Genomic DNA, 14862 nt, shown 5'->3' on the forward strand with positions numbered 1-14862 from the left:
CAGTTCACCTGGCAGTGAGCCGTTTCCCCTGGTTATCAAGTAACTTGCTATCAAGGTCCTTGATAACGAGGTGGGAAACTTACATTGGAGCCCGTCCTGACGGGGCGCGATATCGTCTCCTGGTGACCGATCCGGGTGTCCCCGCCGCCGCTGCGCCGGACGCACCGCCGCCCCATGTGAGCTACCTGGTCTTCCGGCTGGAACGCCGCATCCGCGCCTGCCTGGATGAAGCGCTCGCCCGGCACGGCATGACGACCACCGAATACATGGCTCTCAGCGAGCTGCGCCTGCGCGACGCCCCATCCTCGGCCGACCTGGCTCGCATCGCCTTCGTCACTCCGCAGGCGATGAACCTGGTCATCCGCGATCTCGAACAACGCGGCCTGATCCGCCGCGACCCGCATCCCCGTGGCGGCCGAGCTCTGCGCACCCGCCTTACCCCGAAAGGTTTGAGCACCCTCCGGCGATGCGACCGCTCCCTCGACAGCATCGAAGCCGTCATGCTCGCCGAGATCGACGACCCGGCCCGCACGACGCTCACGGAAGCGCTCACGCTGTGCGCCCGAGCCCTCCACCCGGACACGCGCCCCTGACCCCGGTCCTTCGCTCGCGGAAGCCACCACCGTCACCCTGGCCATCTACGGCGAGGCGGATGCCGGCGAGCTCCCCCTGCCTGACGAGCTCCACCCCGGACACCGCGACCCATCGGCGTATAGGCGAGCGATTCGCCGGGCTGACCTTCGCCGGAGGGGACCGATCGAGGCGTGAGGCGCCCGGCCGGGATGCGGGAAAACGGGCATCCACCCTGGTCGAGAGGGCCCGCCGATGACGTCCGCGCAGAGCTGATCGACGCCCTGACCCACCTGTGCGCGCGCATGTGGGGGACCACGGTCGGGCCGGGGGTAACTGCGGCCATCGGCTCGCCATGTCCTCTACCGCGAGCGGCCGGCGAGCCCGAGGAAGCAGATGCCGCTGCCGAGATCGATCCTGCTGCGGGTCCTGGCGGAGATCCCGGTGGCGCCGATCCGGCTTCCGATCGTGATGTAGCCGAGGCCTACGAGGAGCTCGATGCCGCGGGCAGGACGGTGCTCGACGCCACGAACCTCTACGGCGGCACCCGGCCGCCTGCCGGGTTCTCCTCCAACGCCGAGTACGTGAAGTCGGTGACGGGCGGGCCGACGGCGAAGGCGTTCAGCACCAACTTCGCCTCTCTCTTCGGGCGGGTCGCGGATGCCCGGGTACGGCCGAGCAACCTGTGGTCCGGTGACGACGAAGTCCAGGGGGTTGTCAGCCGGCTCCGTCTCGACGCCGGATACGAGGCGGTCCGCCTGGGTGACCCGGGCATGGCCGCCACGCAGGAAGGCCTGGCCGGCCCGATGTTCGCGATCGCGCAGTCCGGGCTCGGCCAGTTCGTCTACCGGATGGCAGCACCCGAACAGCTCTGACTCCGACCGTCGAATGTCAACCCACCACAGAAATCACGCAGAAGGAATCATCGTGACGCGTACCGCGAGGGTCGGACTCGACGCCCTGCTCGCCCCCGAGGAGAGCGTCTCCGGTAGTGGTGCCGGCGGGCGGTGTGCTGGTGTCTTCGTCGCCAGCGTGAGCGGAGCAGCCGAGCACAGGACGCCTCCTTCAACTTCCGTTTGCGGCCGAGCGCGGTGACTGCCGTGCCTGGTTCCGGAACTGTGCGGGCGATGAGCCGACCACGCGGCGGAACGCGGTGCTGAACGCGCTCTCGGACAGGTAGCCCGTGGCCCGTGCGAGCTCGGAGATCGACAGAGTGTCGCGGGTGAGGGCGTCGCGCGCGAGGCTCATGCGCCATTGGATCAGGTACTCCAGCGGTGGGACCCCGACGTGGCTCTTGAAGGCCTGGGCGAACGCGGAACGCGACATGTGGCTGATCTCGGCGAGTTCCTTGAGGCTCCAGGAGTGGGCCACGTCCGCGTGCACGGCGCGCAGGGCGGCGCCGATGCCGTCCTCGTTCAGGGCGCTCAGCCAGCCGGTGGGCCGGTCTGTCTGCCCGGCGTGAGCACGCAGCATGTGCACGAGCAGGATCTGTGCGAGGTGGTTTTGCACCAGCGGGCCGCCGGCGGCGGCCATCCCGACCTCGGTGGCCAGGAGATCGATCAGCTGCGCGAGCCGCCTGCCATGGGGATCGGCCACGCGGACGATCACGAGCGGCGGCAGAAGATCGGTCAGGAGGGCCGCGTTCCTGTCGTCGAACGCGATGTGCCCGACGCAGAGGTAGAGGTCCTCCTCGGATTCCGGGCCGATCCGCACGAACCCGTCTTCGGCGCCCGCCCATACCGGCTCCGCGGGGCGTGGGCTCGCGTCGAGCGTGCCGGCCAGTACGTAAGGCGGCGGGTTGCCCAGCATGAAGGTGTCGCCCTCCCGCAGGGGCACCGGCTCGTGCCCTTCGAGGGTCAGCCAGCATGTGCCGCGCACGAGGCCGCCGATCCGTACGTGCATAAACGGCTCGAAGCGCAGAGCCCACTCTCCTGCGGCCCGGAGGCTGGGCCCGATCACCGTGCGGGGCCGGAGCAGGCCGATCGCGTCAGCCACTGGATCTCGAAATCCGAGCACCGACGACACCTCCTGGACGATACGTAAAGAATGCCGGACTCTGCATCATGGATAGTATCCGCGATCTGTCGCAGCATTGATGCCGAAGGAATCGATATCGACAGTGACGGGGGCACCCACATGGGACAGCTGGAAGGCAAGACGTCGGTGGTCACCGGGGGCAGCAGCGGGATCGGTCTGGCCACCGCCGTACGGCTGGCGGACGAGGGCGCGTACGTGTTCGTCACCGGCCGGCGCGAGGCCGAACTGGAGGCCGCCGTCAAGAGCATCGGAGCGGACAGGGCCACCGCGGTCGTCGGCGACATCGCGAAGCCGGAGGACCTGGACCGGCTCTACGAGGCGGTCCGGGCGCGGGGCAAGGGTTTGGACGTGCTTGTGGCGAACGCGGCGGTCGGTGCGTTCGTGACGCTGGAGCAGACCACCGAGGAGCACTTCGACCAGACCTTCGCGGTCAACGTCCGAGGGACGCTGTTCACCGTGCGGAAGGCGTTGCCGCTGCTCAACGAGGGAGCCTCGATCGTCCTGGTCGGTTCGGCCGCCGGCGACCGTGGAGTAGAGGCGTTCGGCGCGTACGCGGCGTCGAAGGCGGCCGTCCGGTCCTTCGCGCGGACGTGGTCCAACGAGCTCAAGGACCGCGGCATCCGGGTCAACGTGGTCTCACCGGCATGGATCGAGACTCCCGGGGGCACCGCCGCTTTCGGTGACGAGGAGACCGCCAGGGCCGTCAAGGAGAATGTCGCCGCGACCGTGGCCAAGGGCCGCATGGGCCGGCCTGAGGAGGCCGCCGCAGTCGTGGCCTTCCTGGCCTCGGAACAGAGCAGCTACGTCGTCGGCGCGAACATCTACGTCGACGGAGGCACGAACCAGATCTGAGCGGGCACCACACGATGGCGGCTGACAGCCGCCGCCCGGTCACCGGGCGGACCAGGACCTGGACGGCGGCCCGCTCGCCTTGCCGTAGCCCGGAAGTGCGCCGAGGAGTGCGCGGAGTGGGTCGTTGCGGTGCGTGGTGGTGAGCGGGTAGTGGTCGGGCCTGGCCAGGACCATCCGCCCCCGGGAAGCCGTGGCACCACGTGACGGGAGAGGTCCTGCCGGGCGGATGGTGACAGCCGCGCCAGGCCAGGCCGACCGGATCGCCTTCTCCACCAGCCCAGGTGGTACGAGCCCTGAGCACGCAAGCAACCTGCCGCTCGCGCCGTCCATCCGCAAGGCGTCGCGGGAGACGGCATAGCCTGTCACGGCCGGGCATGGCACGCATAACGCGAACAACGGTCTGAGCTGCTAGTCCACCACCATCGCGTGACGCGCGGTTCCAGCCGCCGCAGACAGGACGACCGGCTTGGCGATGATCAGGTCGTTGTCGGGCAGGTCCGCGAACGGCTCGAACAAGCCGCTGATCCCGCCTTGTGGACCGGTGTCGCGACGATCAGCCCGTCGGCCATGCCGACCAGTTCAACCGCCCGCTGCACAGTGACAGTCGGGTCTGCTGACACAAGTGACCGTCCGATGTCGGCGGCCATCCCAGCCAGGTCAACGAACGACGCCGTGACCTCCTGCCCGTCGGCGCGGAGTCGGTCCATCACCGCGGTCATGGTGCGCCCGGCGAGCATACGCGTGGTCGACGGGTCACTGACCCTCGCGCTCAGGGCGACGGGACGGCTTGGTTCTTCCGCTGGCATCTTCTCGGTCAGGGCTCACACCGCCTGGGGGATGTGCGCGGGCGTGGCCGCGTCGCTGTCTTGGTAGGGCGACACACCGGAGAGGTTGTCGCCGCGGTTGGGGTTGGGGCAGGGCTGGCGCGGTGCGGCGTCGCCGTACTTTGCCCGGACGAGGCTCCGATGCGTGGGCGTGGTGGGCACGCCCGGCGCGCGGCGGCTTGGTCAATCGGACGTCGTTCTTCCAGATGCTGGAGGCGTGGAGGGGCCAGGGGAAGGGTCGGCCGGTGTGTGCCGCGGCTCACGAGGATCTTCTCATTCTGCGTATGCGGGATGATCGGGTATGAAAGGCGCCTTCTGCGGCGCCGGCGGGTATTGCGAGCGACGCCTGGACTCGTTGTCCACAGGCTGTGTACGGCCGCCCGCGTCTGTACGGGTGGGGAGCCGTATCCAGGTGGTGATTGACATCGGTCGTCGAGGCGAGCGGTCATGTGGATTCGCCGGGGGCGGGCGGGCCCGTAGGGCCCGATCCGGTCGCCAGGGGACGCGGGGACCCGTTCCGAACAGGGATGGGTCGTGAGTGGCGCAGATCGCGGGCTGCGGTTGGTTGCGTCGGGGGAGGAGCTGGAGCTCACCCCTGGCGCGGCCGCCGTGCTGCTGCGGATTCTGTTCAAGGCCGCCCGCGTGAAGCAGTCGCAGGCCGCGAAGGAGCAGCAGAGATGACGATCAGGTTCGGTTTTTACAGCCGGGTGTCGACCGAGGACAACCAGGATCCGGAGGCGTCACGGGCCTGGCAGCTGCATCGGGCTCGGGCGCTGATCGACTCGCGGGGCGGGGAGATCGTCGCCGAGTTCTTCGACGTGGACAAGTCCCGCTCGATCCCCTGGCAGCTCCGGCCGCACGCGGCGGCGCTGATCGAGGAGCTGAAAGATCCGCGGCGGGGCTTCGACGCGGTGGTGATCGGGGAGCCGCAGCGGGCGTTCTACGGCAACCAGTACAGCTTGACGTTCCCGCTGTTCGAGCACCTCGGTGTCTCGTTGTGGGTGCCCGAGGAGGCGACCCGATCGAGATCTCTTCGTGGATCAATGAGACGAAGAGTGAACGTGCTCGTCTCGAAGGGGAGCTGAAGGCCGTTCCGGCTGCGCAGCGCGTCACCGTCGCAGAGATCAGAGCGATGATCGAAGAGGTAGGGGATCTGGTGCGCCTGGTCTCGGAAGCGGATCCGGACGACAAGGCCGGGCTCTACGGCCGGCTCGGGCTGAAGCTCACGTGCTACCCAGAAAAGCAATATGTGGAGGCCCGGATCCAACCGGAACCCCCACATGTGCGTGCGGTGTGTGTCCGAGGGGAGACACTGCCGATACGTACATGCCGTTCAGCGCCTCCACCACGCTTGTTCTCCCTGGTCGGGAGGGATGAACCGCCATGGAGCCGAATATGGGGGCCGTGCGCCGCATCCGGCGGACGACGATCGCCGGGGTTCTCTGCCCCCGGGACGAGGAACCAGGCCGGGGGCGCGGCACCACTCGCTGATGTCATTATGCGTCCGGTGGGAAACATCTGATCCCACCGGACGCATTGTGATGTTGTTACTGCTGAACGATGAACATCGGACTGCTGGCGAACTTCGCGACCCGGTTGGGCCCCGCTGCTGCTCGCAGAATGGCGGTGTACTGCATCACGTGCCCGTCCACGGCGCCGATGTTGGTGATGTCGATGGTGAAGCGCTTGCGGTACTTAGGCCAGTCCGGCACATCGAGCGTCCCGCTGTCGCTCTGGCTGAAGTTTCCGTAGCTCGAAGGGTTGGTGCCGGCGCTGTAATCGAAGGCCATAATGGCCACCTCGAACGGCGCCCCGTCCGCGCGGGCGCTGCCGCACTCCGCCTCGACCACCACGTCGAAGGATGTGCCACCGACGGTCAGCGGCGTCTCATCCGCCACATCCGACTTCGATTCGGTGGGGTAGACGCGTACAATGTCGATTTCGTTCGGCCCCATAATACTCCTCCTGGGCTTTGTGGGTTTGGGGTGACGGAACGCGGTATGCGTCGCCGCCTCGCATACATTTCACCGATCCCTCACCTGAACGGAAATACCAAAAATTGAGTAGCTTGGATCTCCGATATAGCGGATGCTTACGCTTCGTGGGGAAGTTGGCATCGCGTGACTACGAGCGGATGCTGGGCCTGGCGGCAGATCTGCTCAAAAGCCCGCATCCGGAACACTCCTGGTCGTTCGTGGTCACCGAACTACTGGGGGCGCTGCACGGCCGCATGAGCGTACTGGTCGATCTGGATTGGCGTGCAGGCCGAGGACGCATGCTCGCGGGCGCGCCTGAATGGTTGCGCCAAGCCCCGATGAACACGCTCATCAACACTCACATGCACGAGCACCCGTTGATGCAGCAGTACGCCGCCAGTAAGGCCCTGCGCCTGGTTCGCACCCTGGATGAGATAGCCGATGCCCGCTGGTACCGCAGCGAGGCATTCGCCGCCGGACGTGAGGTCATCGGGATCACTCGGCAGCTGGCGCTGCCGTTGCGCTGTCCACAGGGGAAGATCCGGACTCTGATCGTCGGCAGGGCCGGCCGGGACTTCGCTGAGCACGATCGGCATTACGCCCGCAGACTTCAGCCGATATTGGACGCGCTAGATGCGCATCTCGTGGAGCATCGCCGTTATCGCCAGGTTCTTCCCATGGCCGCTCAGCGTGGTGATCCAGCCGTGTTCGAACTGACTCCCCGAGAACTCGTGGTCCTGGCTCTGCTTGCTGAAGGACTAACGGCGCAGGCCATCGCGCACCGTCTGGCGATCTCTCCGCACACCGTCGTCAAGCACCAGCAGAACCTGTATCGGAAAATGCGCACCCGCGATCGGCTGAGCACAGTGTTGATCGCGCAGCGCGAAGGTCTCCTTCCTCTTCCCTCATGTGCCCGTACCACAGTCTGAGGCGCCAGAAGCGATCTCACACAAATCCTGGCAGGGCGTCCATAGTCAGGGTCTGCAGTTGTTTTGACAGCCGCCGAATCTGCTGGCGTCGGCCTTCACGAAGGACGTCTGTGGGGTAAGAGCCAGAGCTGCCATCATGGAGGTCTTCCAGATGGGGCCCGGAACCATGACGCCGTAAACCTGCGGGTAGTGGCGGCCACCGATGCTTACGTTAGTGAGCTTCCCCCACTCGCCTGGACGCGGGTCTACGCCGAGACTTACCGCGGAGGCCAGACTGGGTGTGTACCCGGCGTACCAGGCAGACGCAAAGTTGTCCGTTGTACCCGGCATAGCCGCTACATCCCGGTCGATGCTGTTCAGGAATGCCCTGGTCGGCCCAGTGGAGAGAACACCGGTTACCGCGTCGGCGACCGCCGGGTCGAGGACTTGCTCGCAGCGGCGAGGGTTGTCGCGCAGGAGATCGGAACCGGCCCAAATTTCGGTGATGGACCTGGGTGTGCAGCGCAGGCCGCGAGCGGCGAGCGTGGCGTAGCTATTGGCGACGATGACAGGATCGGATTCGTTGACGCCGAGCGTGAAAGTCTCGACTTCCTGCAATTTTGCGCCATCTGTTCTGCTGAGACCTAGTCGGCGCGCCATTTGGACGGTCTGGCACAGCCCGACTTTCTCCTGCAACCGAACAAAGAACGTGTTGACCTCGCCCGACGTGCCCTTCTGCAGGGTCGTGAACACTGAACTGCTGGGTTTGTGATTGCGAACCGTATGGCTGGGGTCTGCTACGCTCTGGCCCTTGCAGTCTTTGAACGTTACATAGTCGGAGGCGCGATATTCCTCCGAAGCGGGGAAGCCGTCTTCGTAGCGCATCCCGCTTTCCAGGGCGGCCGCGAGCGTGTAGACCATCGCCGTGCTGCCCTGCTGGTGGCCAGACCGCTTGGCGAGGCCGCGGCTGATGGCCATGGCCCTGATCTCACCGCTGCCGGGGATGATCATGGCCTGAGTGGCGACCACCTTGTCATCGTGGCTGACGTAAGTGTTGATGGCCTGCTGGGACGCCTGCTGCATACGCTGGTCCAGAGTGGTCTTGATGGTCAGGCCTTTACGCCGGAGAAGGCTCTTGTCGATCTTGCCCAGCTCGCTTCTCACATACTGACAGAAATACGGATAACGGCTGTTTTCACATTTGGCGGGAAGCTGCTCGATGGTCGCGCCGTGGACGTCCAGGACCAGGCTGCCCTCTGCTGAGCTGGGGGCGGGGACCCAGAAATCTCCGTCGGCATTGGCCTGGAGCACCAGGAAGACGGCGACCGACGTCCCCAAGACCGCGGCGCCCACAACAAGGAGGAGTCGTTTCATCGGTGTCCCTCGTTGGACGACAGCGTACCTTCGAGGGATCTGGCCGTCTGGCCATTTAGGGCGACAATGCCGTTATGCGGTCGGCAAGAACGCGGCGGGTGGTCGTGGCTGCGGTGGCTGGAGCTGCGCTCGTGCTCGGGGTGGGATTCGCGCTGCGCGCCGGGGCCCTGGACGCGGCGGCCAACGTCGTCCAGGTGTTGTCCGGCGTGCCCTTGCTTGTCGCCTTATGGACGTGGGCCACTCACAGAGAGGAAGATCAGCCCGCCCGTTGGGCCGAGCTCGGCGAGTTGTTACAAGTCATCGCCGACGCGGACGGGTTGACCACCAAGCGGCTCTGCCGCGAACTGCGCAGATGGCAAGAGGACGAAATCGCCGCCTTTCTGCAGGGGACGCGCCACCCGGAGTGGACGTTCATCACCGCGTTCATCGCGCTGGTGGCCAAGGAAGACGGCTGGCGGCAAGAAGTCCTACTGCGCAGAGTCCGCGTCGTGTGGGAGGCCGGTGGCACGGGGTCCCGGACCGTGCCCGACAGCCGGGAATGGGCAAAAGCGCTGCGCGAAGCGGTGCACGCCCGCAAGGTGCTGGGCCAGGTGTACGAGTCGGCGGACCGGTATGACCAACTGGAAGCAGGCCTTGCCGAGATGATGGCCCGGCTACGGAAGGCGGTTGATGACCTGCTGGCGGAACGGCAGAGCCTGCGCAAGCAACTCGCCACCCGCCACCACGCGCCCCAGGTCGCCATGAAAACCGAGATTGACCGGCTGACCAGGCAGCTGGCCGATGCCGAACAGCGGCTGCGCGCGGCCCAATGGTTACAGCGGGCGACCAATGACCGATTGGACGAAGCGAACCGGCAGCACCGGCAGGCAGAGGAACTGAAGAACCGCGCGCTGCACCGAGCAGGGCAGGCGGCTACTCGTTTGGCCACCCTGGACAGCACGACGCCGGCACCACCCAAGCCGGCGGCTCTGGCACGCCATACCGAGCCGACGCCCGCGCTGATGGGTCCGACAGACCAGGACGCAGCCCGCGCGATCTTGGAGCGGGTGGACCAGCGATTGTCCGCCGAAGCCTCCAAGCTGCATGGTCTACAGGATGTGCTGGTGGCGAACGGCGAGCCAGACACGTCGAAGCCGTTCCTGCATGAGGGCGGCAAAATCGACGGACCGGACCCTGCTGTCCAGCCGTCAAGCGGCTTCGTGACCCGGCGGCGTATGCTCATAGTCGGGTCTGTCGCGGTAGCGGGGGCTGGGGTGACCATTCCTGTGGCACTGTCGCGCAAGCCAGAGGTCGGCACCCAGTTCGCCGAGCCCCTGAAGGGACACTTCGGGGCGGTCGAAGCGGTGGCGGTCGGTGTCGTAAACGGGAAGGTCATCGCGGTTTCCGGCGGTGCGGACACTACGGTGCGGCGCTGGGACCTCATGGCGGGCAGGGCTGCCGACACCACTATCGGCGGAGGCGCGGGGGTGGTGACCGGGTTAGCATTTGGCGTCCTGCAGGACAAGCCAGTGATCATCTCAGGCGGTACCGATGCGACCGTCCGAGTGTGGGACGCTGGCACCGGCGCCCCGATCGGTTCGCCCCTCGTCGGTCACTCCGGCCCTGTCAACGCGGTCGCGGCCAGTCGCACCGTCATGGCCTCGGCTGGCAGCGATGGCACCGTGCGCCTGTGGGATCTGGCGAAGGGCCAGGCAGTTGGCGATCCCTTGAGCGGTCACGCCGGACCCGTCAACACGGTCGCGATCGGGACATGGAAGGGCAGGAGCATTGTCATCTCGGGCGGAGACGACCAAACCGTGCGGATGTGGGATGCCGGCGCCGGCGCGCCGATCGGCAACCCTTTAAAAGGACACGCCAAAGAGGTCAACACGGTGGCGTTCGGCACGGTGAGCCGGCAGACGGTAGCGATCTCGGGTGGCAGCGATGGGACCGCGCGCGTGTGGGACCTGACAGAGGGCCGGGCGATCGGTGCGCCTATGGACGGTCACGCCGGGATCGTGAATGCCGTGGCAGTGGGTGCACTGCACGGAAGGTTGGTGGTTGTATGCGGCGGGGACGAAATGGTGCAGGTGTGGGATCCCGTTAAGGGCCACCGGCTGGATGGCGAGACTCCTAGCGTGGGGAAGGTTTTCGCTGCCGCCATCGGCACGCTGGGAGGAAAAAGCATTGTCGTTTTCGGCGGCTCTGACGAGCTGGTGCACGTGTGGTTTCTGGGTACACCGTAACTGCTTCGCTGAACGCTTTTCATCCTCACGCCGCCTGTGCAACCGCTGCGTAAAGCGAAGCGGGACGGGCTGCACCACCTGGTGCTGGACGGCACGCTGATCCACATCGACCGGGTCAAGGCCGACCGGCCGTACTTCTCGCTCCGATGGTCGTCGACGAACGCGAAGCGGCTCACCGGTTCGTCTCGCCGGCGATATATTTGCCGCCCGGCGCAGGATGTCGCGCTCCGGATCCAGCTCCCGAATCCGGGCTTTGAGCTGCTTGTTCTCCTCTTCCAGCACGTCGTCGGACGATAGCGGGCCAGCCGTCGGCCGCTTTGCCGGGGCCGCCTTCCTGGCCCCGGCCGTGCCGTTCGCGCGGGCCTCCTCCCATAGGCGCAGCGTCTCGCGGTTGATGCCTAAGTCCCGGGGCCACCGACGCGTACGTCCGCGCCGGATCAGACAGGTACAACGCGACGGCGTCCGCCTTGAACTCCGGCAGATACGACTTCATCGCCACGTGGAACTCCTTGTCTCCGGATCTCCCTCATCCGGTACTCAAGGTGTCACTTCGGGGGCAGGCCCCAGTGCCCTGGCGTGGATCATGTTGATGGTCGGCAGTCTGGCCAGCCTCGGGGCGAACATCGCTGTAGCCAAGCCGAGTCTGATCGGGGCGCATGATCGCGGCCTGGCCGAGCGTCGCTTTGATCGGCAGCTACGAGCTGTTGATGTCTCAGATCCGTCGAGCTTCTGCCACGGCAGCCGAGGCCATGCACATGGAGGTCGCCGACGCTCAAGAGCTTTCGGTCGATGACGGCGACCAGCCCTCCCAGGCATTGAACTACGACGAAGGCGAGAACGAGGACCTTCACCGGACCGCTTGGCAGTGGGCGCTGGCCAATCGCCAGCCTGACGGCGGACTTCCGCCCGGCAGGGTAGTCGCCGAGCAGTTCGCACGGAGCGCACGCTTGGGTCGCTGGATCAAGCGACTGGGTCACGAAGGCAAGCTTGGGCCCTTGTCACCAGGAAGCGACCTGTAGCCGTCCAGCGATGCGATGGGCTGTGAGTTCCTGAGACGCTCGTATGTCATGAGCAGAGGCAAGAAGAAACGGCGGCGTAGCGGGGGGAGCGAAGGCCGGTCACGCTCCCCGGCGGCGGATGGATCAGCCACTTCCGAAGGCCCGGTGCCTGGCCGGCAGCGCCGTCTGCGCGTGGTCACAGCCACCTTGCTGACCGCTGACGACTTCCCCGGCGAGTTGGGCGACAGCTATTCCTCCGCCTGCGCGCAGTTGGGACTAGAAGCGAATAAGGACGGATACGGGATCATTCTGTGTCAGGACGAGGACGGCGCCCGGTGGACCGAGTTCACCACGGATGTTCGTGGGGTTGACAGTGTGAATTCCGTCCTGGAGATGGGCTATGTGGCTGCTGGTTACGAGCCGGATCCGGCTACCGTGGTCAGCTTGCGCCCGGGCTGGCCACTTACCTGCGCGGTTGGGTATGCCGAACTGCCGGAGCCCCACGATCCGCGAGGAGTTCAGGCAGCGGACCTCCTACACGCTCCCGAACCGGACTGGATACCTGCCGGTCGCCGGTGTCTGGCCGACCAAATCGTGAATGAGTTGCGTTCCGGCGGCCACCTCAGTGAGGAGCAGTACGTCGACAACTATCAGTTCGATGCATACAACATGGGGGACCACAATCCGAATCCACCCGCGCGGTTCATCGACGTGAGGCGCCTGGTGGCAGCAGACCACCCAGCGCGACCGCATCTCGACGCCGCGCTTGTTCAAGCCTGGTCGCTGGCGAGGAGGGATGATCTTGCTCCGGGCTCCATACGTCTCTGGAAAACGTGGCCTCGGGAAAAATACGTCGTCCGTGCCAACGGGTCGTCCTGGACGTTGATCGCGCTGGTTGGAGGACCCGCTGTCCTGCTTCTTGACCACGTTGCCGACGTCCCGTTGGCCCTTGACGAGGTTCCGGATCTTCCTGCGCTACTCGACGCCCTCATGGCAGCAGCAGGTCGCTCACCGATCTGAGCTCGATCGGCGAGACTGAAGGTTGGAACTCGGCCAGGTCTTCATCGGGCGCTCCAACCTAGTCGGGCACGATCTTCCGGATAAGGGTTCGCTGCGGTATCGCGCTGAACATCTGTGGTTCCTGGTCACCGGAATAGCAGAGATAGAGTTCCCCGCGCGTCCTTGTGACGAGCACGTAGTACAACATCTTCAGGTCGATGGATGGGTCGCCCGCATCGAGATGTGCGTCCGGGACGATTACGGTGTCGAACTCCAGGCCCTTGACGCTTGCCCGGTTCACCAGTCGTAGACCGGGACGATCTGCGTCGATGTTCTTGTACCGCATGTCCTCAGCAGCCCCGATGTAGATCTGCGGCCGCAGCCCGGGACGCTCCCGCTCGATCTCTGCCAGCAATTCTCCCTGCTCACGGCTGCGTTTGACCACAACCCCAATCTTGAGTTTGCGATGGTCGTGAGCATAGCGGGCGAGCCAGCGGGCGAATGGACGGCGCGCTTCCGGGCACCGCAGCAGCACCGGAACCGGCCCGTCCCGGTGCGGCAGCGGCGGCTGGTATAGCCCCGGATAGAAGTGACGGGCAAGTTCCGCGACTGGGCGCGGGTTCCTCAGGTTGGTACTGATCTCAAGCCGAGGGCAGCCGCCAAGAGCTTTCTCGATCTCGTCGAGGGTGGATTGGTTACTGGTGATCCGCTGGTACTCGTCGGCGAACGCGATTACATCCATACCGAGGACCCTGCATAGGGCGAAGAACTCCTGTGGGAGGTCCTGAGCTTCGTCGACGACGAGAACATGCCCTCGCCGTTCGGTGTCATGGAGGGCTGCGGACATCAACCGCGCCCAGTCAAAAGAGCCGTTCCTCGCTCCGAGTGATGAGCCTGTGGTCTCCCGGTACCAGCCGTGCACCCAGCCGTGGAAGGTCAGGATGGGCAACGACGTGCCAAGCCGCACGCCATCGGCATTTAGATGCTGACCGAGCAGCTTCGAGTGCGCGATCAATGTCACTGGACGGCCGACGATCTCCAGCGCGGCGGCGTGGTGGATCGCGAGCAGGCTCTTGCCAGACCCGGGTGGACCGCTGATCAGGTGATGGCCGGGTTCGGTGACTCTGCCCAGCACGGCGCGCTGCTCAGCGAGCAGGTCGAGATACTTGATGGTCACCACGCGCCTACCTGATTCGCTGCCTCTTCTCGGGCAGCCTCAACGACAGGTTCGAAGAAGCCCGGAACCCCTGAGCCGCCGATCACCATCACTCGGTCGAGCAGGATGTTGCCTACCTCACAACTGGTCTCTGGGATGAGTGCGCAGGCGTGACACGCCGCCCGGTTCAGGTTGCCATAGCCCTGACCGTCGTGCTCGGAACACAGCGGGTCAGCGGAGCACCAGGCGGCCTGTTCCAGAAGCCGTAGGAGAAGCTCGGGTTCGCCCTGCGCGCAAGACCGCCCAACGTGCCCTCCGCGTCGCCGGAAGCGGTGTATATGAGCAGTCCGTACTGATGGCCACCGTCCTCCGCAGCGCGCGCGTACACCCGCTCGCGCAGCGACGCGGCACTGTACCCGGACTCGAAGGACAACTGCCGAACGAGGAGATGTCCCAGTGTGTGCAGCAAAGGCAGCCGGGGCAATAGCCAGGAGCCGGTAAAGGCTCCGACCCGGTCTTGCTGGAACGATTTCGCCACGTCCGACTTCAACGGGTTACGTCCCGTCGGGTGGTGTAGAACCGGCCATCATCGGCGCGTCGCCTTCAACAAAGGGGGGCCATCGCGTGAGTCTCTGTGTGAAACCGCCAAGTGACACGCAGAGGAGAACCAACGCGATGGCCCTGGACCAGTCTGCCCTGTTAGAAGTCCTTTCGGTACTGAAGAACTCCGAGGCGGACGAACGCATCCGGCACGCCGCCGAGACCATCTACCAAGCCCTCATCGAGGCGGAGCTGACCGCGGTGATCGGCGCCGCCCCGAACGAGCGCACCCCGGACCGCCGGGCGCAGCGCAACGGGCACCGGCCGCGGACGCTGACCACCACCGCGGGGGATCTGGAGTTGCAGATCCCGAAGTTGCGCACCGGCTCGTTCTTCCCCAGCC

15 protein-coding genes and 1 pseudogene are annotated in these 14862 nt (G+C 65.9%); 10 read left to right on the forward strand and 6 right to left on the reverse strand.

The window, feature by feature from the left end; genetic code table 11:
• Positions 1–122 precede the first annotated feature (122 nt).
• Positions 123–593 carry a MarR family winged helix-turn-helix transcriptional regulator gene (locus ABFX54_RS41125; protein ID WP_346112288.1) on the forward strand — a complete coding sequence of 157 codons (471 nt, stop codon included), beginning with the start codon at positions 123–125 and terminating at the stop codon, positions 591–593.
• A 492-nt stretch (positions 594–1085) separates the two neighbouring features.
• On the forward strand, positions 1086–1445 hold the full coding sequence (locus ABFX54_RS41130; RefSeq protein WP_346112289.1) for a hypothetical protein: 360 nt from the start codon (positions 1086–1088) through the stop codon (positions 1443–1445).
• A 190-nt stretch (positions 1446–1635) separates the two neighbouring features.
• On the opposite strand, the gene ABFX54_RS41135 is transcribed toward ABFX54_RS41130, so the two are convergent.
• Positions 1636–2565, reverse strand: coding sequence for an AraC family transcriptional regulator (locus tag ABFX54_RS41135; RefSeq protein ID WP_346112290.1), 930 nt, complete (start codon positions 2563–2565; stop codon positions 1636–1638).
• Between the two features lie 141 nt (positions 2566–2706).
• Between ABFX54_RS41135 and ABFX54_RS41140 the strand changes: the two genes are divergently transcribed.
• Entirely contained in the window at positions 2707–3459 is a 753-nt protein-coding gene (locus ABFX54_RS41140; RefSeq protein WP_346112291.1) for an SDR family NAD(P)-dependent oxidoreductase, read from the forward strand.
• Positions 3460–3935: 476 nt separating this feature from the next.
• On the opposite strand, the gene ABFX54_RS57195 is transcribed toward ABFX54_RS41140, so the two are convergent.
• Complete coding sequence (locus tag ABFX54_RS57195; protein WP_428834625.1) at positions 3936–4265, reverse strand: NAD(P)H-dependent oxidoreductase; 330 nt, start codon at positions 4263–4265, stop codon at positions 3936–3938.
• Positions 4266–4817: 552 nt separating this feature from the next.
• On the opposite strand from ABFX54_RS57195, the gene ABFX54_RS41145 reads away from it, so the two are divergent.
• Both ABFX54_RS41145 and ABFX54_RS41150 read left to right on the forward strand, forming a co-directional pair.
• Complete coding sequence (locus tag ABFX54_RS41145; protein WP_346112292.1) at positions 4818–4964, forward strand: hypothetical protein; 147 nt, start codon at positions 4818–4820, stop codon at positions 4962–4964.
• Entirely contained in the window at positions 4961–5368 is a 408-nt protein-coding gene (locus tag ABFX54_RS41150; RefSeq protein WP_346112293.1) for a recombinase family protein, read from the forward strand. The genes ABFX54_RS41145 and ABFX54_RS41150 overlap by 4 nt, the downstream gene beginning before the upstream one ends.
• Positions 5369–5830: 462 nt before the next feature.
• On the opposite strand, the gene ABFX54_RS41155 is transcribed toward ABFX54_RS41150, so the two are convergent.
• A complete protein-coding gene (locus tag ABFX54_RS41155; protein WP_346112295.1) occupies positions 5831–6238 on the reverse strand; it encodes a hypothetical protein in 408 nt (135 codons plus the stop codon).
• 146 nt (positions 6239–6384) lie between these two features.
• On the opposite strand from ABFX54_RS41155, the gene ABFX54_RS41160 reads away from it, so the two are divergent.
• On the forward strand, positions 6385–7188 hold the full coding sequence (locus ABFX54_RS41160) for a helix-turn-helix transcriptional regulator (RefSeq protein ID WP_346112296.1): 804 nt from the start codon (positions 6385–6387) through the stop codon (positions 7186–7188).
• Positions 7189–7233: 45 nt separating this feature from the next.
• Here ABFX54_RS41160 and ABFX54_RS41165 read toward each other — a convergent pair whose 3' ends face one another.
• Complete coding sequence (locus tag ABFX54_RS41165) at positions 7234–8541, reverse strand: hypothetical protein (protein WP_346112297.1); 1308 nt, start codon at positions 8539–8541, stop codon at positions 7234–7236.
• A 98-nt stretch (positions 8542–8639) separates the two neighbouring features.
• On the opposite strand from ABFX54_RS41165, the gene ABFX54_RS41170 reads away from it, so the two are divergent.
• On the forward strand, positions 8640–10766 hold the full coding sequence (locus tag ABFX54_RS41170; protein WP_346112298.1) for a hypothetical protein: 2127 nt from the start codon (positions 8640–8642) through the stop codon (positions 10764–10766).
• 146 nt (positions 10767–10912) lie between these two features.
• On the opposite strand, the pseudogene ABFX54_RS41180 reads toward ABFX54_RS41170, so the two are convergent.
• A pseudogene (locus ABFX54_RS41180) lies at positions 10913–11265 on the reverse strand (transposase); the annotation flags it as partial.
• A gap of 157 nt (positions 11266–11422) precedes the next feature.
• On the opposite strand from ABFX54_RS41180, the gene ABFX54_RS41185 reads away from it, so the two are divergent.
• Positions 11423–11785, forward strand: a complete 363-nt coding sequence (locus ABFX54_RS41185; protein WP_346112299.1) for a hypothetical protein — start codon at positions 11423–11425, stop codon at positions 11783–11785.
• Positions 11786–11956: 171 nt separating this feature from the next.
• The gene (locus ABFX54_RS41190) at positions 11957–12784 is read left to right on the forward strand and encodes a hypothetical protein (RefSeq protein ID WP_346112300.1); all 828 of its coding nucleotides are present in this window, start codon (positions 11957–11959) and stop codon (positions 12782–12784) included.
• 58 nt (positions 12785–12842) lie between these two features.
• On the opposite strand, the gene ABFX54_RS41195 is transcribed toward ABFX54_RS41190, so the two are convergent.
• Positions 12843–13943, reverse strand: a complete 1101-nt coding sequence (locus tag ABFX54_RS41195) for an AAA family ATPase (protein ID WP_346112301.1) — start codon at positions 13941–13943, stop codon at positions 12843–12845.
• A gap of 651 nt (positions 13944–14594) precedes the next feature.
• On the opposite strand from ABFX54_RS41195, the gene ABFX54_RS41200 reads away from it, so the two are divergent.
• Positions 14595–14862 (forward strand): transposase (locus ABFX54_RS41200; RefSeq protein WP_346112302.1); only part of this gene is annotated, 268 nt, incomplete at its 3' end.

Origin of the sequence: Nonomuraea maheshkhaliensis, assembly GCF_039529435.1 — a bacterium.
Lineage (GTDB): Bacteria > Actinomycetota > Actinomycetes > Streptosporangiales > Streptosporangiaceae > Nonomuraea > Nonomuraea maheshkhaliensis.

Bases quoted from the DNA above. Each gene is read 5' to 3' on its own strand.
- ABFX54_RS41155 (WP_346112295.1), bottom strand. From the start codon at position 6,238: ATGGGGCCGAACGAAATCGACATTGTACGCGTCTACCCCACCGAATCG.
- ABFX54_RS41150 (WP_346112293.1), top strand. From the start codon at position 4,961: ATGACGATCAGGTTCGGTTTTTACAGCCGGGTGTCGACCGAGGACAAC.
- ABFX54_RS57195 (WP_428834625.1), bottom strand. From the start codon at position 4,265: ATGCCAGCGGAAGAACCAAGCCGTCCCGTCGCCCTGAGCGCGAGGGTC.
- ABFX54_RS41165 (WP_346112297.1), bottom strand. From the start codon at position 8,541: ATGAAACGACTCCTCCTTGTTGTGGGCGCCGCGGTCTTGGGGACGTCG.
- ABFX54_RS41140 (WP_346112291.1), top strand. From the start codon at position 2,707: ATGGGACAGCTGGAAGGCAAGACGTCGGTGGTCACCGGGGGCAGCAGC.
- ABFX54_RS41185 (WP_346112299.1), top strand. From the start codon at position 11,423: ATGATCGCGGCCTGGCCGAGCGTCGCTTTGATCGGCAGCTACGAGCTG.